At 70.2% G+C, this 21,388-nt stretch carries 25 protein-coding genes, 1 tRNA gene and 2 pseudogenes; 12 read left to right on the plus strand and 16 right to left on the minus strand.

Going from position 1 to position 21,388, the window contains the following annotated elements; translation table 11 throughout:
• Positions 1–546 precede the first annotated feature (546 nt).
• The 5 genes and pseudogenes from ACIQWG_RS11715 to ACIQWG_RS11735 all read right to left on the minus strand — a co-directional run bounded on the left by ACIQWG_RS11715 (position 547) and on the right by ACIQWG_RS11735 (position 2,614).
• On the minus strand, positions 547–849 hold the full coding sequence (locus tag ACIQWG_RS11715; RefSeq protein WP_404093397.1) for a hypothetical protein: 303 nt from the start codon (positions 847–849) through the stop codon (positions 547–549).
• Positions 846–1,590, minus strand: a pseudogene (locus ACIQWG_RS11720) (GntR family transcriptional regulator). The gene ACIQWG_RS11715 and the pseudogene ACIQWG_RS11720 overlap by 4 nt, the downstream one beginning before the upstream one ends.
• A pseudogene (locus ACIQWG_RS11725) lies at positions 1,587–1,812 on the minus strand (hypothetical protein). Before ACIQWG_RS11725 ends, ACIQWG_RS11720 begins: the two co-directional pseudogenes overlap by 4 nt.
• Positions 1,809–2,012: a hypothetical protein gene (locus tag ACIQWG_RS11730; RefSeq protein ID WP_404093398.1), complete on the minus strand. Its 204-nt coding sequence runs from the start codon at positions 2,010–2,012 to the stop codon at positions 1,809–1,811. Before ACIQWG_RS11730 ends, ACIQWG_RS11725 begins: the two are co-directional and overlap by 4 nt.
• 323 nt (positions 2,013–2,335) lie before the next feature.
• Positions 2,336–2,614, minus strand: coding sequence for a hypothetical protein (locus ACIQWG_RS11735; protein ID WP_404093401.1), 279 nt, complete (start codon positions 2,612–2,614; stop codon positions 2,336–2,338).
• Positions 2,615–2,693: 79 nt separating this feature from the next.
• Here ACIQWG_RS11735 and ACIQWG_RS11740 point away from each other — a divergent pair, with 79 nt between their 5' ends.
• From ACIQWG_RS11740 to ACIQWG_RS11750, 3 genes are all read left to right on the plus strand, one after another.
• A complete protein-coding gene (locus ACIQWG_RS11740; protein ID WP_404093404.1) occupies positions 2,694–3,449 on the plus strand; it encodes a GntR family transcriptional regulator in 756 nt (251 codons plus the stop codon).
• 50 nt (positions 3,450–3,499) lie between these two features.
• Positions 3,500–3,697: a hypothetical protein gene (locus tag ACIQWG_RS11745; protein WP_404093406.1), complete on the plus strand. Its 198-nt coding sequence runs from the start codon at positions 3,500–3,502 to the stop codon at positions 3,695–3,697.
• A gap of 82 nt (positions 3,698–3,779) precedes the next feature.
• Positions 3,780–3,851: transfer RNA gene (locus ACIQWG_RS11750), tRNA-Arg, on the plus strand.
• Positions 3,852–4,030: 179 nt separating this feature from the next.
• Here the strand turns inward: ACIQWG_RS11750 and ACIQWG_RS11755 are convergent.
• The 5 genes from ACIQWG_RS11755 to ACIQWG_RS11775 all read right to left on the minus strand — a co-directional run bounded on the left by ACIQWG_RS11755 (position 4,031) and on the right by ACIQWG_RS11775 (position 8,621).
• Positions 4,031–4,504 carry a hypothetical protein gene (locus ACIQWG_RS11755; protein WP_404093409.1) on the minus strand — a complete coding sequence of 158 codons (474 nt, stop codon included), beginning with the start codon at positions 4,502–4,504 and terminating at the stop codon, positions 4,031–4,033.
• Positions 4,505–4,519: 15 nt separating this feature from the next.
• Complete coding sequence (locus ACIQWG_RS11760; protein WP_404093410.1) at positions 4,520–5,476, minus strand: Ku protein; 957 nt, start codon at positions 5,474–5,476, stop codon at positions 4,520–4,522.
• A 273-nt stretch (positions 5,477–5,749) separates the two neighbouring features.
• Positions 5,750–6,658 (minus strand): SDR family oxidoreductase, encoded by a 909-nt coding sequence (locus ACIQWG_RS11765; RefSeq protein WP_404093413.1) that lies wholly within the window; start codon positions 6,656–6,658, stop codon positions 5,750–5,752.
• 46 nt (positions 6,659–6,704) lie between these two features.
• Positions 6,705–7,649, minus strand: coding sequence for an NAD-dependent epimerase/dehydratase family protein (locus ACIQWG_RS11770; RefSeq protein WP_404093416.1), 945 nt, complete (start codon positions 7,647–7,649; stop codon positions 6,705–6,707).
• A gap of 39 nt (positions 7,650–7,688) precedes the next feature.
• Positions 7,689–8,621: a ScbA/BarX family gamma-butyrolactone biosynthesis protein gene (locus ACIQWG_RS11775; protein ID WP_404093419.1), complete on the minus strand. Its 933-nt coding sequence runs from the start codon at positions 8,619–8,621 to the stop codon at positions 7,689–7,691.
• Between the two features lie 216 nt (positions 8,622–8,837).
• On the opposite strand from ACIQWG_RS11775, the gene ACIQWG_RS11780 reads away from it, so the two are divergent.
• A complete protein-coding gene (locus ACIQWG_RS11780) occupies positions 8,838–9,509 on the plus strand; it encodes a ScbR family autoregulator-binding transcription factor (RefSeq protein ID WP_404093421.1) in 672 nt (223 codons plus the stop codon).
• 91 nt (positions 9,510–9,600) lie between these two features.
• Positions 9,601–10,560, plus strand: a complete 960-nt coding sequence (locus ACIQWG_RS11785) for a D-2-hydroxyacid dehydrogenase family protein (protein WP_404093423.1) — start codon at positions 9,601–9,603, stop codon at positions 10,558–10,560.
• Positions 10,561–10,606: 46 nt separating this feature from the next.
• On the opposite strand, the gene ACIQWG_RS11790 is transcribed toward ACIQWG_RS11785, so the two are convergent.
• The 4 genes from ACIQWG_RS11790 to ACIQWG_RS11805 form a co-directional block, all read right to left on the minus strand.
• Entirely contained in the window at positions 10,607–11,467 is an 861-nt protein-coding gene (locus ACIQWG_RS11790; protein ID WP_404093424.1) for a tyrosinase family protein, read from the minus strand.
• Positions 11,451–11,954: a tyrosinase family oxidase copper chaperone gene (locus ACIQWG_RS11795; protein WP_404093427.1), complete on the minus strand. Its 504-nt coding sequence runs from the start codon at positions 11,952–11,954 to the stop codon at positions 11,451–11,453. Before ACIQWG_RS11795 ends, ACIQWG_RS11790 begins: the two co-directional genes overlap by 17 nt.
• A gap of 107 nt (positions 11,955–12,061) precedes the next feature.
• Positions 12,062–12,604: a vitamin K epoxide reductase family protein gene (locus tag ACIQWG_RS11800; protein ID WP_404093583.1), complete on the minus strand. Its 543-nt coding sequence runs from the start codon at positions 12,602–12,604 to the stop codon at positions 12,062–12,064.
• 153 nt (positions 12,605–12,757) lie between these two features.
• Positions 12,758–13,504, minus strand: a complete 747-nt coding sequence (locus ACIQWG_RS11805; protein ID WP_404093429.1) for a beta-glucanase — start codon at positions 13,502–13,504, stop codon at positions 12,758–12,760.
• Between the two features lie 215 nt (positions 13,505–13,719).
• On the opposite strand from ACIQWG_RS11805, the gene ACIQWG_RS11810 reads away from it, so the two are divergent.
• From ACIQWG_RS11810 to ACIQWG_RS11825, 4 genes are all read left to right on the plus strand, one after another.
• Entirely contained in the window at positions 13,720–14,118 is a 399-nt protein-coding gene (locus ACIQWG_RS11810; RefSeq protein WP_404093430.1) for a hypothetical protein, read from the plus strand.
• Positions 14,119–14,561: 443 nt separating this feature from the next.
• Entirely contained in the window at positions 14,562–14,915 is a 354-nt protein-coding gene (locus ACIQWG_RS11815) for a hypothetical protein (protein WP_404093432.1), read from the plus strand.
• Positions 14,916–14,975: 60 nt separating this feature from the next.
• Positions 14,976–15,299 carry a hypothetical protein gene (locus ACIQWG_RS11820; RefSeq protein WP_404093434.1) on the plus strand — a complete coding sequence of 108 codons (324 nt, stop codon included), beginning with the start codon at positions 14,976–14,978 and terminating at the stop codon, positions 15,297–15,299.
• A gap of 61 nt (positions 15,300–15,360) precedes the next feature.
• A complete protein-coding gene (locus ACIQWG_RS11825; RefSeq protein WP_404093436.1) occupies positions 15,361–15,684 on the plus strand; it encodes a hypothetical protein in 324 nt (107 codons plus the stop codon).
• 320 nt (positions 15,685–16,004) lie between these two features.
• Here the strand turns inward: ACIQWG_RS11825 and ACIQWG_RS11830 are convergent, their stop codons facing one another.
• The gene (locus tag ACIQWG_RS11830) at positions 16,005–16,310 is read right to left on the minus strand and encodes a hypothetical protein (protein ID WP_404093437.1); all 306 of its coding nucleotides are present in this window, start codon (positions 16,308–16,310) and stop codon (positions 16,005–16,007) included.
• 153 nt (positions 16,311–16,463) lie between these two features.
• Complete coding sequence (locus tag ACIQWG_RS11835; protein ID WP_404093439.1) at positions 16,464–17,105, minus strand: hypothetical protein; 642 nt, start codon at positions 17,103–17,105, stop codon at positions 16,464–16,466.
• Positions 17,106–17,426: 321 nt separating this feature from the next.
• Between ACIQWG_RS11835 and ACIQWG_RS11840 the strand changes: the two genes are divergently transcribed.
• The 3 genes from ACIQWG_RS11840 to ACIQWG_RS11850 are packed head-to-tail and all read left to right on the plus strand — an operon-like array spanning position 17,427 to position 21,388.
• A complete protein-coding gene (locus tag ACIQWG_RS11840; RefSeq protein WP_404093442.1) occupies positions 17,427–18,566 on the plus strand; it encodes a glycosyltransferase in 1,140 nt (379 codons plus the stop codon).
• Complete coding sequence (locus tag ACIQWG_RS11845) at positions 18,563–20,026, plus strand: exopolysaccharide biosynthesis polyprenyl glycosylphosphotransferase (protein ID WP_404093445.1); 1,464 nt, start codon at positions 18,563–18,565, stop codon at positions 20,024–20,026. Before ACIQWG_RS11840 ends, ACIQWG_RS11845 begins: the two co-directional genes overlap by 4 nt.
• A 6-nt stretch (positions 20,027–20,032) precedes the next feature.
• Positions 20,033–21,388, plus strand: a complete 1,356-nt coding sequence (locus tag ACIQWG_RS11850; RefSeq protein WP_404093447.1) for an O-antigen ligase family protein — start codon at positions 20,033–20,035, stop codon at positions 21,386–21,388.

Below are 21,388 nucleotides of genomic sequence, written 5' to 3' on the forward strand. Positions count from 1 at the left end.
CATCGGCCACCGAGGTTGCGTAGACCCGCTCGGCGGTCCGTACCCACTCCACATGCGCCACGACTAGTGCCAGTAACACACCCAGGAGAAAAAGCACACCGGCTACCACTCGCCCGTATCGCCGAACGCCCCCAGCCACCTTCGCACCGCCCTTCCCCCAAGGGGACGTCACTGTAACCGGTCGGTCACCGCTTCAGCTGCGGTTGCTGCAGAAGCGCGGACACCCCGGCTGGTGAGTGTTGCTCAGTAGCTGTGGACTATCCGTGGACTCGTCCCGTCTGATCTGCCTCGTGCAGAGCCATGACCTGCTGCGGTTGCCCGGACACCAAGGGCCCTCCAGAGTCGTTGCTATGCACAACGGACCGCGTTCAGAGCCATCGATGTTGTGCTGGGGCGAGCCGCCTTACGTCGGTCGAACGTTCTGAATGCACCTCTCGGCGTAAACACAGGGAAACGGGGAGAGAAGCCCAGTGCGTAACCGGGCTTCTCTCCCCGTTGGCAAGGAACGGAAGGTCGTTGCCGGCCACTAAACGCAGCCGTCTCCTTTCAGGGGCATTGAGGATCGCTCACCGCTAGAAGGTCACCGCGGCTGGTCGCAACGCGATGCACATCGCGCAAGGCCCGGGTCAGGTCCCTGGCCAGTCGGCGCATGTCCTCCGAGCCCGTGCCCTGGTCGTCGAGCTTGTCTGACGCTCGCTCCAGCAGTTCGGCGGCCGTTCCCAACTGTGCGGCCTCGATATTGTCCGCCAGGCGGGACATGTAACCCTCCCCGTCGTCAGTGCTCAGGTAGCAAGGCTTCCCCTCCGGCCCTGTCCATGGGAGGAGTCGCAGTTGGTTCGGTGCGGTCATCCTTGCGCCTGCCTCTCATCGGTTCATGTGGTTGGTGGTGAAGACCGCGTCGACGCGATCCCCGGGGAACACCAGAAGCCCTGCCTCGACGACTCGCCCAATGGCGTCGGTCGCGACCCGTGTGATGGCGAGGACCGCCACGGCGGAGCGGAGCCGGAGGGCCGAGGCTTCGTCCGGTGTCGGTGGACGGGCACTTGTCGTCTCCAGGGCAGTTGCCGACGGCGAGCTCAGGAGGGCAAATCGCGTAGCTGTCTCCCGCCATGAGGACTCGTCGTCCAGTACTCCGGCCGGTGCCAGGTCGCGCGGGATGTAGATGCGGGCCAGGCCGTGCGGTGACGCTCCCTCGTAGCTGATGCAGAAGAACTCTGCGAGAGGGCTGCCCGTCGGCACCTTCAGCAAGGTCGCCAGATGCCCCTCTGCCAGCACCGTGTTGGTACGAACCGTGACACGCAGAGCCGTTTCAGCAGCGGTCCACGGGTCCAGCGTTCCCCATCCCCCGACGTACACGATCTTCCGCGGTCGGCAGCGGACGAAGTTGCCCTTGCCGTGGATCTTCTCGACGAGGCCTTCGCCCTGGAGGACCGCGAGGGCACTCCGCAGTGTCACCGTGCTGACCTTGTATCGGTCGGCGAGGCCGGCCTCGGACGCCAGGCGTTCGCCGGGCTTGATGCGACCGGTCGTGATCTGGTGCCGCAGATCGTCGGCGATCTCGTGATGGCGTGAAGGCACGGACCGGATCACCGCCTTCTCTGTATGCGAACGGCAGCGAGCCGGGTGCGCGCATGCATGGTCAGCAGCTCTCCCGACTCAAAATAGGAGTTGCTTGCCGCCTTGGGGGAGTTGGAAGAGGTCGCTCACCCGGCACGCCTGGCCGCCTAGTTGGATGATGTCGCCGCGCTGCACGGTTGCCGCGGTGACCTCGACGTTGGATGCCAGCGTGCCGCCGGGGGCCCAGCCGCTCACCGCTCCGCCTCCGCGGGCATGCCGTGGCGGGACGCCGAGTGACACGGGCAGGCACATGTCTCGTAGACGATCGGCAGGTCGACCGGTGCGGGGACCGGGGAGGACTCCACGCAAGCAGGATGCGTGCCGATACGGCAGGCGGTCGACCAGTAGGGAACGGCCGAGACCTCGACGGTGTAGGGCTGTTGGCGAGCTGGCATCAGCGCACCCCCGCGAGCGACGACCAGGCCTCAGCGGGCAGGTGAGGAGCGACTACCACCGCGAGCAGCCGTACTCGACGCTCCCAAGCCAGCAGGTACGGGCGGACGAGCGCGTTTTCCTCCCCCGCGAGCGGGTGACGGTGGTTCGCGGTATCGGGAGCCCGGCCCAGGACGACCGTCGACGCGTCAGCGGACACAGGATCAACGAGGGCGGCCGTCGGCCGGGAGGGCCGTAAGGGACGGCGGTGCCTGCCCTTGGGGAAGTACCGCGCTCTGGTGAGCGAGGCGGCACGGCGGATACGGTTGAGCACGCTGATCAGCTCCTATCGCTGATGGCTCGGTCCCCCGACATCGCCCGTCGTGGGGACCGCTTTGTGTACGGCCGCCCAGAGGGTGCGGCCGTTCAGGCTGGTGGCGAGAAGCCCGAACCGATCGGCCTCCGCCACCACTTCCAGGACCTCCTGCCATAAGTCGGCGGAGAGCGACTCCGGCACTTCCGCTTCGACCGTCGTGTACTGGTCGTGCTCCTCCATCCGTGCCGGAAGCCCGACGCCGGACAGCCGGGCAGCGATGGCCGCCGCGCTAACTCCCGAAGCGGGCACAGGGCAGCCTCCGTTAACCGGCGATCACTTTGAGTGAAGCTAGTTAACTAGATTAGAGCTAGTGGACTAGATTTTCCATATGCCTGAGCAGCCGCCCTATCTCCGCATCGCTGACGAACTCCGGCGGCGGATCGCGGAGCACGTGTGGGAACCCGGCGACCGCCTGCCTTCCCGCGCCCAGATCGGCCAAGAGTGCGGAGTGGGCGAGAACGTCGTCCGTCGGGCACAGGAGCTGCTGATCTCCCAGGGCGTGCTGGAGGGCCGCGCCGGATCGGGCACCTACGTCGCCGAACCCCGGCAGCGGGTCAGGGTCGTCCGGTCCTCGGCACGAGAGCGGCCCGAGGCGTCACCGTTCCGGGCGGACATGAAAGCCTTGGGCAGGCAAGGAGATTGGGAGAGCCGGACCGAGGCCAAGGTGCCAGCTCCGGCCGACATCGCGGCGCGGCTCGGCATCACCGAGGGCGACCTATGCGTCCGCACGGCGTACGAGTTCCTGGCCGACGGCAGGCCCGTGCAGCTGTCGACGAGTTGGGAGCCGTACGACCTCACCGCCGGCACGCTCGTCGTCCTCCCCGAGGGAGGGCCGCACGCCGGGGCCGGTGTCGTGAACCGCATGGCCGCGATCGGAGTCACCGTCAGCCACGCCGTGGAGCAGCCGGAACCCAGGCAGGCGACCGCCGAGGAGGCGTCACTCCTCGGCATCCAGAAGGCCGCGCTCGTGACGCACATCCGGCGGACGTACTACAGCGACGACGGGCGGCCCGTGGAGACGGCGGACATCGTGGTGCCGGCAGCTCACTGCGAGATCGTCTACGAGATCCCCATCAACCGCTAGCAGGACAGGTCCGCGTCAGGTCGTAGCTCCTCCGCTCGTATCGTGACCCCATGCGCAACGAGCGGCACGATGAGCGGCTGTCGGACGAGGAGTTGGAGCTGTTCCTCCAATACCTCCACAGATTCGCAAACCATGACCTTGATCTCTACGCCCTCATACAGGTTGGAGACCCAGAGCACCCCGCCTACGTGTCCTTCAGCAGGACGCCAGAAGCGGGTATCGACCCATCGGCCTACCGGCGACCGTGAACCGGCTCCAGGCCATGTCGAATGCGTGTCGACGGCTGGGGACGAGCTGCCAGCGGAAGGGGTAGCTGTTGAGGTCAGTGGCCGACCCTCGGCGAACACGCCAAGCGCCTTCTAAGCGCTTGGCCGCAGGTTCGAGTCCTGCCGGGGGCGCCCAGTCTCCGCCCTCCTTCGGGAGCACGTTTTTGCTGTTCAGGGCCTGCGCCAGCGGAAACGGCGAAGCCCCGGGCGCCCGCTTTGGTGATTAAGGTCAGGCTTCGGGCTGTCCGGCTGATCGAGCTGAGTCTCAGCCGGACCGTGCCCCCGGTGTACGTGCACCCAGCACCGGTCCGGCCGTCAGCTCCTCCTGGCTTGCTCGGCTGCCTCCCAGGCCTGCTTCTGCCAGAACAGCACGAGGTAGAGCACCAGGACGAGGTCGTCGGACAGTCGTTGGCTGTCGTCGTGCAGCCGCACGCGGATGGGACGGGAGCCGAGTTTGTCGTAGAAGACTTCGAGCGGGCCGATGCCACGAACGCGGCTGCCGGCCAAGTCATGCCTCAGCTCATACGGTCCAACGCGCAGCAGGCGGGCACCGAACCGGCTGGATTCACAGCTCCACTGACCGACCGTGCGCGGCTGGGTGGACCACTTGCTGTAGGTGATCTCTACGCTGCCCACGGCGCGCACGTTCGTGCTGAGCCGCTGGTACTCCAGCGGCCAGGCACCCAGGGCGCGTGGCGTGCCGTTCAGCCACTCCCGTCGGCCGTAGGAGATCTCCACGTCGCCGATGCTGCGCAGCAGCCCCTTGCGGTACGTCAGCTCGATGTCCATGCCGGGCCCCGCCTGCTAGGCGCTGCGTGGCCGACGGCCCGAGGTCTTCTGCGCTGCGGTCTTCTTCGTCGTCTTGCTCGCGGCAGTCTTCTTGGCCGGCTGCTTCTTGGCCGGCTGCTTCTTCGCCGTGGTCTTCTTGGCCGCGGTCTTCTTCTTCGGCATCTCGTGCACGTCGGCCGTGCGCTCGCCGCGGGCGGCTTGTGCCTGGGCCACGGACTGGTTGAGGGCGGCCATCAGATCGAGCACCTGGCCGCCCGAGTCGGCAGGCTCGGGTGCCGCGGGCAAGGGCTTGTCCTCACGCTTCGCCTCGATGATCTCCGCCAGGGCCTCGGTGTAGGTGTCGCGGAACTCCGGGTCCTCCAGGTCGTCGCGGCTCATGCTGTCCATGAGCGACAGCGCGCCGTCGATCTCGTCCTCGGTCAGTTCCACGGGCTCGGGCAGCAGCTCGGCAGGGTCGCGGATCTCGTCCGGCCAGCGCATGGCATGCAGCACGATCACGTCGTCCTTCACCCGCAGCAGGCCCAGCCGCTCGCGTCCCGACCAGGCGTACTTGGCCACCGCGATCTTCGACGACCGGCCCAGGGCCTGCACGAGGAGTTTGTACGGCTTCGCCGCCACCTGCCCGGCCGGCTGGAGGTAGTAGCCCTCGCCGATGCGGAGGGGGTCGATGGACCCCAGCGGCACGAAGGCCTCGATCTCGATCGCCTTGGCGGTCGGCAGGGGGATCTCGCGCAGTTCTTCGTCGCTGATCGGGATGACCTGTTCCTTGGTCAGCTGGTAGCCCTTGCCGATCTCGGCGCCGTCGACTTCGCGGTCCTCGACCTCGCAGAACTTGCGCACCCGGACACGGCCCATGTCCTCCAGGTGGTACTGGTGGAAGCGAATGCTGTGGTCCTCGGTGGCACTGACCACGTTGATCGGCACCGTGACCAGGCCGAACGAGATGGCACCGGACCAGATGGATCGGGGCATGGCAGACCTCCGCAGCTACCCCGAGCAGCATCAGCCTAGGTGCGCGACGCTCACCCCGCATGCGCGCACACGACTCGCGCACTCCCCCGCGTCGCGGCTGTGGTCAAGCCACCCACGCGGCAGGCTGAGTCACATCACAACCCGTCGTCCAGCACTCCGGCCGGAGGGCGACGCGTCACCGACCCCCCAGGCACACCCCCAAGCACCCCAGGCACCCCAGGCACCCCAGCGACCGTCCCCCTCCACTACGACGCCTTCACAGCCGTAGCCACCTCAAAGCTCGCTCCCCCCGCTGGCATCCAGATACTGCCCGGTCAGCCACCGGGAGTCGTCCGACGCCAGGAACGCCACGACGTCCGCCACGTCCGACGGTCTGCCGATCCGGTCGAAGACCGAACTCGCGGCCAGGGCGGCCCGTGCCTCCGGTGTGGCCCTGCGGTGGGCGTTCATGTCCGTCTCGATGAAGCCGGGTCCGACCGTGTTGACGGTGATCCCGCGTCCGGCGAGTTCCTTGGCCAGGCAGAGGGTCATCGTGTTCAGCGCCCCCTTGGACATGGCGTACGCGACGGACTCCGGGAAGGCGTGCCGTGAGGCCAGCGAGGAGATGTTGATGACCCGCCCTCCGTCGCGCAGCCGCGGCAGCGCGCGCTGCACCAGGAAGAAGGGTGCCTTGGCGTTGACGGCGATCATGCGGTCGAACACCTCGGGGTCCGCCTGTCCGATCCGCCCCGAACCACTCGTCCCCGCGTTGTTCACGAGGATGTCGAGCGAGCCCACGGCATCGGCGCCCGACGCATCGGAGCCCGCCGCATCGCAGCCATCCCCCGTCTGCTCCCACACCCCCGCACCGGCGCCCGCCCCCGTCCGCTCCCCCACCCCGGCACCGGCGCCCGCCCCCGTCTCCTCCCACACCCCGGCATCGAACGCCGCGAAGACGGCGTCGGCGTCGCCCGGCACCCCCAGTTCGGCCCCGACGGGAAAGGCCCGCCCGCCGCTCTCGCGGATCCCCGCGACCACTTCCAGCGCGGCGGCCTCGCTCTCGCCGTAGTGGACGCCGACCAGCGCCCCGTCCCGGGCGAGCCGCTCGGCGATGCCTCTGCCGATACCCCGGCCGGCCCCGGTGACCAGTGCGATCTTGCCCGTCAGCGCGCGTTCGGTTTCCACGAGTTCCACGAGTTCCACGAGCTCCCTCCCTCCGCTTCCTTTGACATCCAGGGTCGGGGAGATGTCAGCCGCGCTGGACGAACTCCCCGTACCACGGCCCGTGTTCGGCCATACTCCCCGCGAACCCGACCCCGTGATCGGCACCGACCGCGTCCCAGAAGCCGTCGTCCGCGAACCAGTGGTCCACGGCCAGCATGCCGAGGTGGTGCAGTGCCCGGGGCTGTCCGGCGAGCCGGGTGCGCGCCTCGTCGACGTCGACGGGTGCGCCCGGGAGCCGTAGGCCGAGTCGGTCGGCCACCGTGTCGAGCAGTTCCGAACCGTTCACCGGCTGGGGGCGGTTGACGTGATGCACGCCCGACAGACCATGCTCCGACAGGCCGGCGGCGGCCACCGCGCGCCCCAACGCCCGTACGTCGACCACGGAGTGGCGGGCCTCGCACCCCTTGAGGCGGGCCTTCAGCGCGCCCATCAGGGTGGCCAGGCCGGGCACCACCCAGCGGTCGCCGGTGCCGAGTACGAGGTGCGGACGCAGTACGGCTCCGCCCGCGTCCAGCACATGCCGCTCGGCGGCGGCACGGGCCCGGCTGGTCGGCGAGGTCGGGGCGAGGGGCGGTTCGCCCGGGAGGGCGGCGGTGAAGGGGCCCCGGCCGTACACGGCGGCCGTACTCACATAGACGATCCGGGTCGCACCGGCGCGGGTCGCCTCCTCGACCAGGGCGCGGGTGCCGTGGTCGTTGACGGTCTCGGTGAGCCGCGGGTCGTCGCCGATGTGGGAGGCGCAGTGCAGCACGACGTCCACGCCCTCGCAGACCCCGCGCAGCGAGGCCGGGTCGGCCAGGTCTCCCCGCACGACGTCCGCGGCCGGAGCCCGGTCCGGTGTCAGGGCGGCCGGATCGCGCAGCAGCAGCCGGACGGGGGGCGGCGTGGCGCCGCCCGACTCCCGCAGGGCGGCCACGACATGGCCGCCGACGAAGCCGCTGCCCCCGGTGACGAGGATGCGTGGTGACAAGGTGGGTCCTCCCTCTCGGCCCGCGGTCCGCGGACCGTGTCAGCGGTCGGTGGCGGACCCGCCGAGCAGGCCGCCGTAGGGGTCGGGTACGGCCGGCGCCGACGCGGCGACCGTCACCGTACAGCGGAAGACCTCGGTGTCGTCCTGGAGCCCTCGCACCCGCACCTTGCCCGGGTCGGGGCCGCCCTCGCTGGCCGTCTCGGCCTCGATCCAGCAAGGGGTGTCCAGTTCGGCGTACCGCAGGAAGGCCATGTCCATGTCGGTGACCACCATGAGGCCGGGGAAGAGCGACAGGGCCGTGGCGGCCTGCCGGGCCGCCTCCAGCAGCACGAAGCCCGGCACATGGTCGTTCGCTCTGCGGAACAGAGTGGGATGGGCGGTGTCGACCCTGAGGCGCCAGGCGCCCGGCCGCGACGACGGCGCGAGTACGACGGCCCCGGCGTCCGTCCTGCCGACCGCGCCGGGCGGCAGTCCGGGTGGCAGCGGTACGGGCCGGCCGGTCCAGGCCAGCCGCTCCCCGCGCAGTCGGCGATAGGCCCGGTCCGAGACACAGTCGAGCAGCCCGTCGGCGGTGGCGACGACCCGGCCCCGGCGCCGCAGCACCATCGCGCACCGCATGCCCGCCAGCCGGCGCCCCCGCCGCCGTACGCCACCACAGCTGAGGTCGGCGACGACGCCCTCCGGGGAGCGGTCGAGCACCAGCCCGGCCGGCGACGCCGAGTACCGGATGCGCTGCATCACGAACCGGTCGCCGACGGGCACCGAGAACGCGGTGTGCGCCAGCAGCAGAGCGGCCTGCCGCAGTGTCTCGGGTATCAGCAGGGGGTCCTGGAAGCGCCCGGCCACCTCGGTGAAGAACCGGTGCCGCCGCGGCCAGCGGGCCCTGACCTGGAAGTGTGTGTCGTCCAGCCGGCGCCACGCGGTGGGGAGCGCGTCGTGGGGATCCAGCCGGTGCACGTGCTCGCCGCTCACCTCCGTGTTCCATACGGCGGTTGCGCGGACGGGCCCGGCAACTCCTGTGGTTTGCTCGTCCCGTGCTGGTGGGTCGAGAGATCGCGCCGGGTCCATGGCTCCCCTCGAGTCATTCACCAGGGCGGGCCGCCCCCGCCCGCCGAGTAACCTACGTGTGATCCGGTTTTCTTTTCAATGCGTGAAGTGACGTGCCGTGTACGCACGTTGGAGGCAGAGATGGCTCAGCAGGACCGCGCGATCAGAACCCGTCGGACGATCCTCGAAGCGGCCGCGAGGGTGTTCGGCGAGCGTGGTTACGCCTCGGCCACCGTGGAGGAGATCCTCAATCGCGCCGGGGTCACCAGGGGCGCGCTGTACTTCCACTTCTCCTCCAAGGAGGAGGTCGCGCTGGGCGTGCTGGAGGCCCAACTGCCCGTCGACAGGCTCCCCGAGAGAGCCAGCAAGCTCCAGAAGCTCGTCGACCACGGCATGCTGATGGCCCACCGGTTGCAGCACGATCCGCTGGTGCAGGCGGGTGTCTCCCTCGCCCTCGACCAGGGCGCGCGCGAGCTGGACCGTGACGGCGCCTTCCGCGCCTGGACCGAGCACATGGAGCAGATCCTCACGGAGGCCCGGGCCCAGGGCGAACTCCTGCCCCATGTCGATGTGGCCGAGACCGCCGAGTTCCTCAACGGCGCCTTCGCCGGCGTCCAGGCGATGAGCCAGGCCAACTGCAACCGGGCGGACCTCGGCCGCCGCGTCTCCGTCCTGCTCCGCCACGTCCTGCCGAGCATCTCCACGCCCGCGATGCTGGCCGCGCTCGACCTGTCGCCGGACCGGGGTGAGAGAGTCTTCGAGGAGTACCGGGCGAACACCCAGGAGCCGGTCACGGCCGCCACGCGGAGTTAGCGGCAACGCGGCGCCACGCGCCGACAATCGGACCGGCCGGTCTGTTCCGGCCCCCCTTCGCGCCACGCGACCCACAAGGAAAGGAGCCACCGTGCGGCTGCGCTGTGCCGTGCTCGACGACTTCCAGAACGCGGCGACCCAGGTCGCCGACTGGTCGCCACTCGCGGACGACGTGGAGGTCGTCCCGTTCACCACCCACTTCCCCGACGAGGACTCCCTCGCCACGGCCCTCGCAGACTTCGAGATCGTGGTCACCCTGCGCGAAAGGGTGCCGTTCCCGGCCTCGCTGATCGCCCGTCTCCCCCGGCTGCGGCTGCTGATCGCCTCCGGCATGCGCAACTCGGTGATCGACTACGCCGCCGCCGAGGCGCACGGCGTCACCGTCTGCGGCACGGCCAGCACCTCCACCCCGCCCGTCGAACTCACCTGGGCCCTGCTGCTGGGCCTGGCCCGCGGCCTCGTCCAGGAGAACGACGCCCTGCGCTCCGGCGGCCCCTGGCAGAGCACGGTCGGCGCCGATCTGCACGGCCGCCGGCTGGGCCTGCTGGGCCTCGGCAAGATCGGCAGCCGGGTGGCTCACGTCGGCCTCGCCTTCGGTATGCGCGTCACCGCCTGGAGCCAGAACCTCACCAAGGAGTACGCCGACGAGGTGGGCGTCCATCTGGCCGCGTCAAAGGAGGAGTTGCTGAAAGACAGCGACTTCGTCTCGGTCCATCTCGCGCTGAGCGACCGCACCCGGGGCCTGCTCGGCGCGCCCGAACTCGCCCTGCTCAAGCCGACGGCGTATCTGATCAACACCTCCCGCGCGGCCATCGTCGACCAGGACGCCCTGCTCACCGCCCTGCACGAGGGCCGCATCGCCGGCGCCGGCGTCGACGTGTTCGACACCGAGCCCCTCCCCGCCGACCACCCGATGCGCACGGCTCCCCGGCTGCTGGCCACACCCCACCTCGGCTATGTCTCGCAGGCCAACTACGCGACGTACTACGGCCAGGCGGTGGAGGACATCCAGGCCTACCTGGCGGGTTCACCGGTACGACGACTGCCCTGACGCCGGGCCGGTCAGGCGTTGTCGGCCGCCCCGGTGCGACCGGTTCCTACGCGTACCGGTAGATCTTGGACACGTCCTCCAGCTCGTCCGGTGTCACGTCCCACGGTGGGAGCCGCTCGTGCCGGGCGACGATCCGCCGGTACTGGTCGCTGCGCTGCCCGGGCGGGTTCGCCGGCAGGTAGCGGTGGTTGCGGTGGCGCTGCTGCCAGCGCTGCCACTGCATGTCGACGAAGGCGTGGTGCAGCCAGAAGACGGGGTCGTTGACGGACGCTCCGCCGAGCATGGCGCCCCCGACCCAGCGGTGCACCCGGTTGTGGTTGCGCCAGGAGTCCCTGCCGCGCCCCCACCCCTCCAGCTTGTTGCGGAAGCCCCTGCCGACCGTCGAGTTCCACGGGGCGATGTCGTAGACCGGGTCGTCCAGCGCCTGCTTCAGCTCGGCCTTGGTGGGCAGGGCGATCGGATTACGGGAGCGGCCCAGGTCCCGGGTGAGGAAGTCACCCGCGAAGGCACCCGCCCTGATGGTCCAGTTGCCGGTCGCACGGGCGAACGGCCCGGTCATCACCCGCCGGTCACCGGGTCGGCCGTTGCCGCCGAGCAGTTCGTCGGTCCATGGCACCGCGGTGGGGCTGCGGTCCCGCGTCCAGTCCCAGTACGGCACCGTCACCGAGTCGTCGACGCGGCGCAGGGCCTCCTCCAGGTCCAGCAGCAGCCTGCGGTGCCAGGGCAGGAAGGAGGGCGTCATGTGCGCGGCACGCAGGCCCCGGTCGCCGTCGCCGACGAAATGCGCGATGTGCAGGCGTACGAACTCGTCGTACTCACCGCGGCGCTTGATCGCCAGCAGCGCCTGGACGAACCGACGCCGCTCGGTGCGCGTCAGCTTGCTCACGTTCTTACGCACGTACACCATGCTGTGCCTCCCTGTGCGGATGCCCGCCGCCGAACGGCCCGGGAGCCAGGTCGCGCAGTCGCCCGCCGGGCCCGAGTTCGTCGACGGCGGCCCGGGTCGCCTCCAGTGGCGTCCGGTACCAGCCGTAGTGGTCGACCATGCTCAGCCAGGTGCCGTCGGCTCGGCGCATCAGGTGCAGCGGCCGGCCGTCGACGGTGACGTGCCAGGCGACGTCGAGGGCGGTGAGACCGGCCTGCGACGCCGGAGCGCCCTGGATACGGCGGCCCTGGTAGGTCTCGTCGAAGGACAGGTCGGTGTCGGCGCCGTGCCGTCCGTCCGCGGACTGTGACGGCCGGGAGGCGGTGATGACCGGGGCGACGGCCACCGCGGCCGAGGCGAGCAGCAGCCGCACCGCCTCCCGCCGGGTCCGCCCTCGCGGCTCGTCGCTCGTCGGGGCGTGCGTTCCCTGTCCGGCGTCCACCGACACCCCACGTGCGCTGACGGCCATGGCTCACTCCTCGTACGGTTCGGTGTTCGTACGAGTAACAGTTCACGGCCTCGCATGGTCACCACCGGAGCGTCCCCGGGGCCGTGTCGCCCCGGGTGCAGCAATGCTCAGCTTGTCCAGAAGTCCCACCAACGGGTCAGGATCAGCATGCCGACGACCCCGATGTGCAGCACCGGGAGCACCCAGGTGAACTCCGCGAAGAAGGCCCGTACCGGCCGCGGGGCGGGCAGGAAACCGGCCCGTACGCAGAAGGACGTCACGTACCAGAACAGCGGGATCGTGCCGAGCCAGGCCAGACAGCACCACAGACACAGGGCGTTGATCCGGTACAGCGACTCGAACTGGAGCCAGGAGACGAACCCGATCCCGAACAGGCACCCGGCCTCGAAGGTCAGCCAGTACCAGCGCGGGAACGCGGCGCCGGACAGCAGGCTCACGCCGACGCAGACCACGATGCCGTAGGCCACCAGGCCGAGCATCGGATTGGGGAACCCGAAGGCCTCGGCCTGGTCGCTCTCCATGACGCTGCCGCAGGACACCACGGGGTTGAGGCTGCACCCCGGGGTGAAGTCCGGGTCCTCCAGGAGCTTGAACTTGTCGAGGGTGATGACCCAGGAGGCGACCAGCCCGGCCGCCCCGCAGATCACCATCAGCAGGGCGAACGCCCGGCTGCTGCCCGTCGTCGAGTCAGAGGCCACCGAGGGACCCTATCGACGGCGCGAAGGACTCTCCGCCGGATGCTCACCCGACCGGCCGACTCCACGGCGGGCCGTCCGCCCGAACGGACGAGCCCGCGGGGACGGTCAGCGGTAGACGCGGAGGTACTCGACGTCGAAGGTGATCGGTTCCGGACCGCACGGAGCGGGGTGGTGCCCGCCGGCGCTCAATGACAGGTTCAGGATCAGATACGCCGACCAGTCGGGGCCGACGCCGGCGCCGTCGGAGAAGACGCAATCGCCGTTGACGTACCACTCCACGCACCGCGCGCCGTAGCGGGTGCCGATGGTCACCCACCGGCCGGGGGCGACCGCGTGGACGTCGGTGTGGTAGTCGGCCGCGGAGTTGACGTGGTTGGACAGCTCCAGCAGGTTCGGGTTGTCCGGGTGGTACTCGAAGGTGTCGACCTCGTTCCGGCCGTCCTTCCAGGTCCACAGCGCCGGCCACGCGCCGGTCCCGAAGGGCAGTCTGACCCGGGTCTCGACCAGGTCGCCGGTCCGCACCTGGAAGCCCTCGGCGGAGTACTCGGTGGTGAGCAGCCCGGTGCGCCAGGCTTGCCGGCCGTTCTCCAGGGTGCGGTCGTCCGGAACGGCGATGAAGGTGGCCACGCCGTCCGAGACGGTCACGCAGGCGGGGTCCAGCCAGTCGAGCTTGTTGTCGTCCGGGTTGTGGTCGCAGTAGCGGAAGGCACTGGTCCGGTCGCCGGTCCAGCGGGCCCCCCAGGCGATCGGGGCGTCGAACTCCTCCGCCCAGACCAGCGATCCGTCGGGCGGCCGGGGCGGCGTGAATTTCTCACTGCCGGTGATCATCTCAAGGATGGCGCTGAATTTCATATTTCCGATCATGCAGGCAGCCCACCCGAACCGGAAGCACCATACGATGAATTGATTCGCGGACCACCTGTCAATCCCTCCGAATGCATCTGTGCATTGCATTCTTCACCCCTGCGACTTTCATGCGTATGGAGTAACGCGTCGCTTTTACAGGGCTGCTGTACTGCTATGTTCTCCAACCGTTGGATCAGAGGTACTTTCAAGCGAGGTGAATCATGAAGAAGGCAGTTTTCACCACTGCGGCGTTGGCGATCGGTGCGGGTCTTGTGGGCGGTTCCGCTGTCGCGGCATCGGCGGCCACGGGTGATTCGGGGATCTCCACCAGCCCGCTCGGGTCCCGTCTCATTTCCCCGACCAAGGTGACTCCGGCCGTGGTGCCCGCGGCCGACACCGTGACGCGGCTGGCCCGTGATGGCGGGATCGCCCAGGGCAGCGCATTCGAAAGGAACAAGGCGGGGGGCATGTCCGGCATCTACCTGGACGGCATGGACCCCAACGCCGCCAAGAAGCCCACGATTCCCGTGAGGAACCCCGCGGGCAGCGGATCTGTCCAGGTCCGCCCGCTGAATGCGCCGACGACCGGCGGCCTCGGCACTCTGCTCCCCAATAAGTGACGACCCGTCAGCCATACGAGCCGTCCGTACCGGCGAAAGCCGGGCCCGGAATTCCAAGACTCTGATCCGGTTCTCTACCGCCGAGGACCGTCGGCAGGACCGGACTCTGGTCCGGACCCGCAGTTCCAGCTCCGCACGCGGCGGGCCCACGAGCCCATCGGCACCCGTGAACCATCGTCCGGCCCACCGGCTCTCCCCTCGCCGGTGGGCCGGACGTATGTCGGCGTCCGGCCCACCCGGAATCCACTCGGATCGACCGGCCGAAGCTTTTCAAGGGCATACCTCAGGAATGAACGAAAAGCCGGCTCCGCCGAACGGCTTGCCACGTTGCGCCATCCGATGGAATCTGCCCACGTTTGATTCTTCCCACCGTGACTTAGGCACGCATATACGGGTTTCCTTTTCGTAAGCGTGCGCAACCGTGAATTTAGGAAGGAACCGAGTTGCCCAAGAAGTTCGCGGTCATCACGGCCCTCGCCCTCAGCACCGTCGTCAGCACCGCCGGCATGGCCTCCGCCGGTGGTTACGGCAACAGTGGCAGCAGCGGCAGCAGCAGCGACACCACGACCGTCAAGGGCGGTGGCCCCTTCTCGACGGGTCCGGTCGTCGTGAGCGGCCATCAGTCGGGTCTGGTCAACGTCAACGGCACCCTCGTCGACGCTCGCTGTGCCGTTCCCTGGTCCAACGGAGCCGTCCTCGGCGTCACCCTCGCACCGAACTCGAAGTACGTCGGCTGCAACTCCGGCGAGATCGAGCAGGGGCGGAACTCCGTTCACGCGAGCGGCCTGTTCTTCTGACTCCTGCTGTGAGCGATTCTCAGCAGGTAAACCCCACACGCAGCCCGGAAAGGCGCATCCATGCGTAACAAGGTTACGGCCATTTCCGCCCTCGCCGCAGGCATCGTCCTCGCGACCGGCGGCACCGCGTCGGCCGACAGCGACACCACCACGGCCAAGGGCGGTGAGGCCTTCTCGTCGGGCCCCGTCGTCGTCAGCGGCCATCAGTCGGGTCTGATCAACGCCAACGGCACCCTCATCGACGCTCGCTGCGCCGTGCCGTGGTCCAACGGAGCAGCCGTCATCGCCGCCACGATCGCGCCGAACTCGAAGTACGTCGGCTGCAACTCCGGCGAGGTCGAGCAGGGACGGGGTGCCATCCACAAGAGCGGCCTGTTCTTCTGACTCCTGCTGTGAGCAATTCTCAGCAGGTAAACCCCACACGCAGCCCGGAAAGGCTCAACTCATGCGTAACAAGGTTACGGCTATTTCCGCCCTCGCCGCAGGCATCGTCCTCGCGACCGGCGGCGCCGCCTCGGCCGACAGCGACACCACCACGGCCTCGGGCGGTAAGGCCTTCTCGTCGGGCCCCGTCGTCGTCAGCGGCCATCAGTCGGGTCTGATCAACGCCAACGGCACCCTCATCGACGCTCGCTGCGCCGTGCCGTGGTCCAACGGAGCAGCCGCCATCGCCGCCACCATCGCGCCGAACTCGAAGTACGTCGGCTGCAACTCCGGCAAGGTCGAGCAGGGACGGAACTCCGCGCATTTCGGCGGCCTGTTCTTCTGAGCAGTCCCTCATCCGATGGCGGTCCGCCGGAATCCCGGCGGACCGCCATTGTCTTTGTGTGTTGCCCGGCAAACCCGTGGGCCCTGTCCGCATCGGCGAAGCGGACAGGGCCCACGATCTTGATGAAGCGCCGGCAAGGAGGAAAGAGCGCCCATACATAGGGATGAACGGGCCCCCACGCCCACGGTCACCCTGAATCGTCCGTTCGGCCCAACGCGACGCGTGAAAATCACACTCCGCCCCGCATGGTCACACATGCCGAAGGGCCGACCCCGAGAATTCGGAGCCGACCCCAGCCATCGAGCCGCCAGGCGACGAAGTCACCTGTTGAGCGGAAGACCACCGAGCAGCCGGCCGTCGACGGGGTTCGGCAGGGTGCCGCCGAAGACGGGGGTCTTCACCATGCCCGAGTCCTTCACGCCCGTCTTCACCTTGTCCGCGGTGCGCTTCACATTGTTTCCGACGTAACCCGTCGGCAGCTTCGCGGCGGTGGGCAGGCTGCCGGCGACCGTCTTGCCGTTCTCGACGAGGCCGTGCCCCGGCATGCCCACCGCCGAGGCGGGAACAGCGGCACCGGCAATGGCGAGGGAGCCGGCGACGACGGCAGCAGCCTTCAGGTTCTTCATCGTGATCCTTCCAGGTAAATCAGGTCTCAGTTCTCCTGGGCTAACGACAGGGGAAGTGCTCGGGAAACTCCGCCGTCGCAACTTCCGGGAACTCATACGAAAAGACCCGTTGTGCCGAACGCGTTCGGCACAACGGGTAAGAGAACCGGCGATTCAGGCGCGCGGCAGGCCGCGGTCGGCGAGCGTGGCGACGGTGACGTTCACCAGGGCCTCGACCACGTTGTCGGCCGTGGCGTCGACCTCCTCGGACCCGCCGGAGGTGAGCACGCTCAGCAGCGCGTCGAGGGTCTTGCCGAGGTCACCGAGGGCGTCGCCCGTGAGGTCGGTGGTCGCGGCGGGCACCTGATCGGCCTCCGCGGCGTCCGTGAGGGCCTCCTTGCGGGCCTCCTCGACCTCCTTCTTGGCCTCTGCCAGCGCGTCCTTCCTGGCCTGTAGAGCTTCCTTCCTGGCCTCTTCGGCCTCCTTGCGGGCCTCCTCGACGTCCTTCCTGGCTTCGGCGACGGCCTCCTTCGCGGCGTCGGCGAGTTCCTTCGCCTCGGCGGCGGTGAGCGGGTCGTCGTCCGCTTCGAGGGCCCTGTCCAGCAGGTGGGTGACCGGGGTCAGCACGGTGCCGAGGCCGGCCAGCACTTCGGTCTGGTCCTTCAGGACGGCCCGCGCGGGGACGGGGGCGCGGGACGCGGTGCGGGTGTCACGGCCGGTCCCGGGGGCGGCCGCGAGCGCGGGCGCCACCGTTCCCAGAAAGAGGGCCGCGCAGAGGGTCGAGGTGACGAGGTGCCGGGTGGTCGGTGCGGGCATGGATTTCCCCTCGCATGATTTTCCGATGGTGTGATCACCGTTAAACCGAAGCGACGCTCCCGCAACCGGAACCGGGTCGCGCGGCGACTCCGAATGGGTGGTCCGGCGTGGGAAACAAGTCGGAGGACGCCGCCGTTCCAACACTGTTGACCGGATAGAAGATAAATATGGATAAGTGGCTGGTAGTGCTAATCCACTGAATCCAGGAAGCCGGTTGCTCCTCAGACCCTCTCGAACAGGCCCGGGATCTTATATCGGGAACGCGAGCCACACGTCGTGTTACTGGTTCGGACTCATCTCTTCGGAAGGGCAGCAACGGTCATGCGCATTGCGCCGCACATCCTGCACGTCGCCCAGCCCGTCGAGGGTGGTGTCGCACGGGTCGTGACCGACCTGGTCGCGGCGCAACTCGCCGCGGGGCTGCGGGTGACCGTGGCCTGTCCGCGGGGCGGCACGCTGGGGTACGACGTCAGGGCACTCGGCGGCCGGGTGCTGCGCTGGGACGCGACCCGCTCGCCGGGACGCCGACTTCCCGGCGAGGTACGGCGGTTGGCGCGTGTGGTGCGTGATGTGCGGCCGGACCTGGTGCACGCGCACAGCGCCAAGGCGGGGCTCGCGGCCCGGCTCGCGGTACGCGGCGCACTGCCGACCGTGTACCAGCCGCACGCCTGGTCGTTCGAGGCCGCGGAGGGCGTCGTCGCGCGGCTGGCCCTGGGCTGGGAGCGGTTCGGCGCCCGGTGGGCGACGCGAGTGCTGTGCGTCAGCGAGGCCGAGCGGCGTACCGGGCACCGGTCCGGCATCACGGCTCGCTGGCAGGTGGTGCCCAACGGTGTCGACACCGACCTCTTCCGGCCGGAGGGCGACAGCGCACGCTCCGCCGCGGGTCCGCTCGTGGTGTGCGTGGGGCGCCTGTGCCGTCAGAAGGGGCAGGACGTGCTTCTCGCGGCCTGGCCCGCCGTGGTGCGGGAGGTGCCCGGGGCCCGGCTGGTGCTGGTCGGGGACGGCCCGGACGCGCAGCGGTTGCGCCGCGACGCGCCGGGGGCGGTGGAGTTCGCCGGGGGGACGCCCGACGTCGCCGACTGGTACCGGGCGGCCGATGTCGTCGTCCTGCCGTCCCGCTGGGAGGGCATGGCGCTGGCCCCGCTGGAGGCCATGGCGTGCGGCCGGCCGGTCGTCGTCACGGATGTGGACGGGGCGAGCGAGAGCCTTCCGCCCGCCCACCGGCCGTCCTGCGTGGTGCCGCCGGAGGACCCCGGCGCGCTGGCGCAGGCACTCACCGCGCTGCTGCTGGACGAGCCGCTGCGCGCGGCGCTGGGCGCACGGGGCCGTACGCATGTGCTCCACGTCCACGATCTGCGACGGGCCACGGACGCAGTGACCGACCTGTACCGCGAGCTGCTCGGCCTCGTCACCGCGCAGGTCGCCGGTCCCAACGAGGGCAGAAAGTGCATCCCCACATGACCGCGGAAAGTACCGTTGCCTCGCCGGGGCACCAGTGGGCGCCCGAGGGCGCCGTCCCCGTCCTCGCCCCGCGCGGGCCCGCCGCCGGACGCCGGGGCACCCCCGGCCGGGGAGTCCGCCGTCCGCGCCGGACCTCCCCGGCGCCGCTGTGGCTCGTCGACGGCGGTGCCGCGCTGCTGGGGGCCTTGGCGCTGCCCACGCAGCACAGACATCCGCTGGTCGTCGCCCTGCTGACGCTCGGCGTCATGGCGCTGAACCGGCGGGCCGCGCTGTACGACACCTCCGCGGTGCCCGGCGCGCTGGACGAACTCCCCGCCGTCTGCGGGCGGATCGCCGTCGCCTGGGCCGTCGTCGTGGCGCTCTCCCCGCTGCGGTCGCTGCCGGTGACCGCGCTGGTCGTCGCCGTGGCCGCGCACTGTGCGGTGGCCTGGGCGGGCCGGGCCGCGGTGCACGGACTGCGGCGCCGGGCGCTGCGGTTGCGGCCCCGTCCCGCTCTGGTGGTCGGCCCGCTCGCGACGACCCGGCTCGTGTCGGCCGCACTGCTGCGCCAACCGGACTGCGGAGTACGGCCGGTGGGCCTTGTCGCCGACCACCCCGAGGTCGTCGGGGGCGCCCACGAAGGGCCCGAACTTCCGGTGCTCACCACGGTGTTGGAGGCGCGCCGGGCGGTCGTCCAGAACGGGGTGCGGACGGTGCTCGTCGTGGGTGCCGCGACCCGGGTGGAGAACGCCGCGATGCTGCGGGCGCTGGCCGGGCACGGCTGCGTGCTGTGGGAGCTGGACGCGGACCCGCCGTCGTACGGCATCGGCGGGAACCGCCGTGGGGCGGGTCATCTGGCCGGGTTCTCCCGGAGGTTGCTGCGGCCGGAGGGCGGGCGGCGGTTCGGCGGTCCGGGCAAGCGGACGCTGGACGTGGCGCTCTCCGGTGCGCTGCTGGTGCTGGCCGGGCCGGTGCTGCTGGTGTGCGCGCTCGTGCTGCGGGTCCTGGACGGTCCCGGGGTGGTGTTCCGGCAGGAGCGGATCGGCAAGGACGGGCGGCCGTTCACGATGCTGAAGCTGCGGACCCACCGGCCCGCCAGCGCGCACGAGGCGGCGACCCGCTGGAGCGTGGCGAACGACCAGGACATGAGCCGCTTCTGCCACTTCCTGCGCCGCACCTCGCTGGACGAGCTGCTCCAGCTGTGGAACGTGTTCCGCGGTGACATGAGCCTGGTCGGGCCGAGACCCGAACGGCCCTACTTCGTCGCGAAGTTCAGCCAGGCCCACCCCGGTTATCCGGAACGTCACCGGATGCGCACCGGGATCACCGGGCTGGCGCAGATCCACGGGCTGCGCGGTGACACCTCGATCGAGGACCGCTGCCGCTACGACAACGCCTACATCGACAACTGGTCGCTGTGGCAGGACATCTGCATCCTGCTGCGCACGGCGGCCCAGTTCGTCCGGCCGACGGGGAGCTGAGGGCCGGTGAGCACTCCCACGGCGGCTCCGCCCGCTCCCCCGCTCGCCCGGCCGGCGCCCGCGCCGCGCGGATACCGTGCCGTACTGCCCTTCCTGACCGTGCTGCCGGTCGTCGCGGTCGTCGCGCTGCTGGGGCTGCCGGTCACTGCGGACAGCGGCCGCTCGCCCGCCGACGCCGCGTCGGGGCTGCTCGTGCTGTGTGCCGTCGGCCACGCCGTGCTGCGGGCGCGGCGACCGCTGACGCGGACCGCGGTGGCGGTGTTCGGGCTGCCCGTGCTGGGCATCGCGGTCGCCGCCGCCGGGGCCGTGACCACCGGTGACGCGATCACCGGACTGGCCCGCTACGTCCAGGTGTTCGTGCTGGTCCCGGTCGCCGTGCTGCTGCTGGTACGCGACCGGCGGGGCGCCCGGCTGGTGCTGTGGTCGCTGGTCGGCCTCGCGCTGTGGCAGGGCGCGATCGGCGTGAAGCAGTACCTGACCGCGACCGGGGCCTCGTACCAGGGAGCGAACATCCGGGCGGTGGGCACCTTCGGACCGTCCGACGTGATGGGGATGGCGAACGTCGTCGCGCTCGGGATCGTGGCCGCGACCGGTCTCGCGCTCGGGGCACGGGAGCGGCGGCAGCGGGTCGCGGCGGCCCTGTGCGCGCTGGCGCTGCTCGTGCCGCTCGCGCTGTCCTTCAGCCGGGGTGCCTGGATCGCCACGGCGGTGGCGTGCGGGGCGCAGCTGCTGCTGGTCGGCGTGCGGCGGGCGGCGAAGGTCTTCGCCGCGGTGGCCGCGGTGACGGTGGTGCTGGTGGGCGGTTTCGGAGTGGGCGCCAAGGCTGTCGAGGAGCGGCTGACCAGCATCACCCAGATCACCGAAGCGCCGGACCAGTCGGTCGTCGACCGCTACACGATGTGGGCGGCGGCGACCGACATGTGGCACGGGCACCCGGTGGCCGGGGTCGGTCTGAAGGCCTTTCCGGCGCATCGCGACGGCCATGCCTCGCTCGCGCTGTCCTCAGGCAGCGACACCGGGGGCGCGGGGCAGGCGTTCCGGCGCCAGCCGCTGCTGTCCCCGCACAACATGTACCTGCTGCTCCTGAGCGAGCAGGGCCTGCTGGGCCTGATCACGGTGGCGGGCAGTTGGCTGGTCCTGCTGCTGTGCGCGCTGCGCCGGGTGCGGCGCAGCGCAGGGCCCGCGCGGACCGTCGCGCTCCCGGTCTGCGGACTGCTGGTGTGGCAGCTCGTCAACTTCCTGTACGCCGACATCGGCGGCCCCTCCACGATCCTCACGGCCGTCTGCTTCGGCCTCGCCGCCTGGTGGGCCCTGACGGACGGCGCGGCGGCGGCACCGGCGACGCGATCGGGAGTGCGATGA

Origin of the sequence: Streptomyces sp. NPDC098781, from assembly GCF_044759995.1 — a bacterium.
GTDB lineage: Bacteria > Actinomycetota > Actinomycetes > Streptomycetales > Streptomycetaceae > Streptomyces.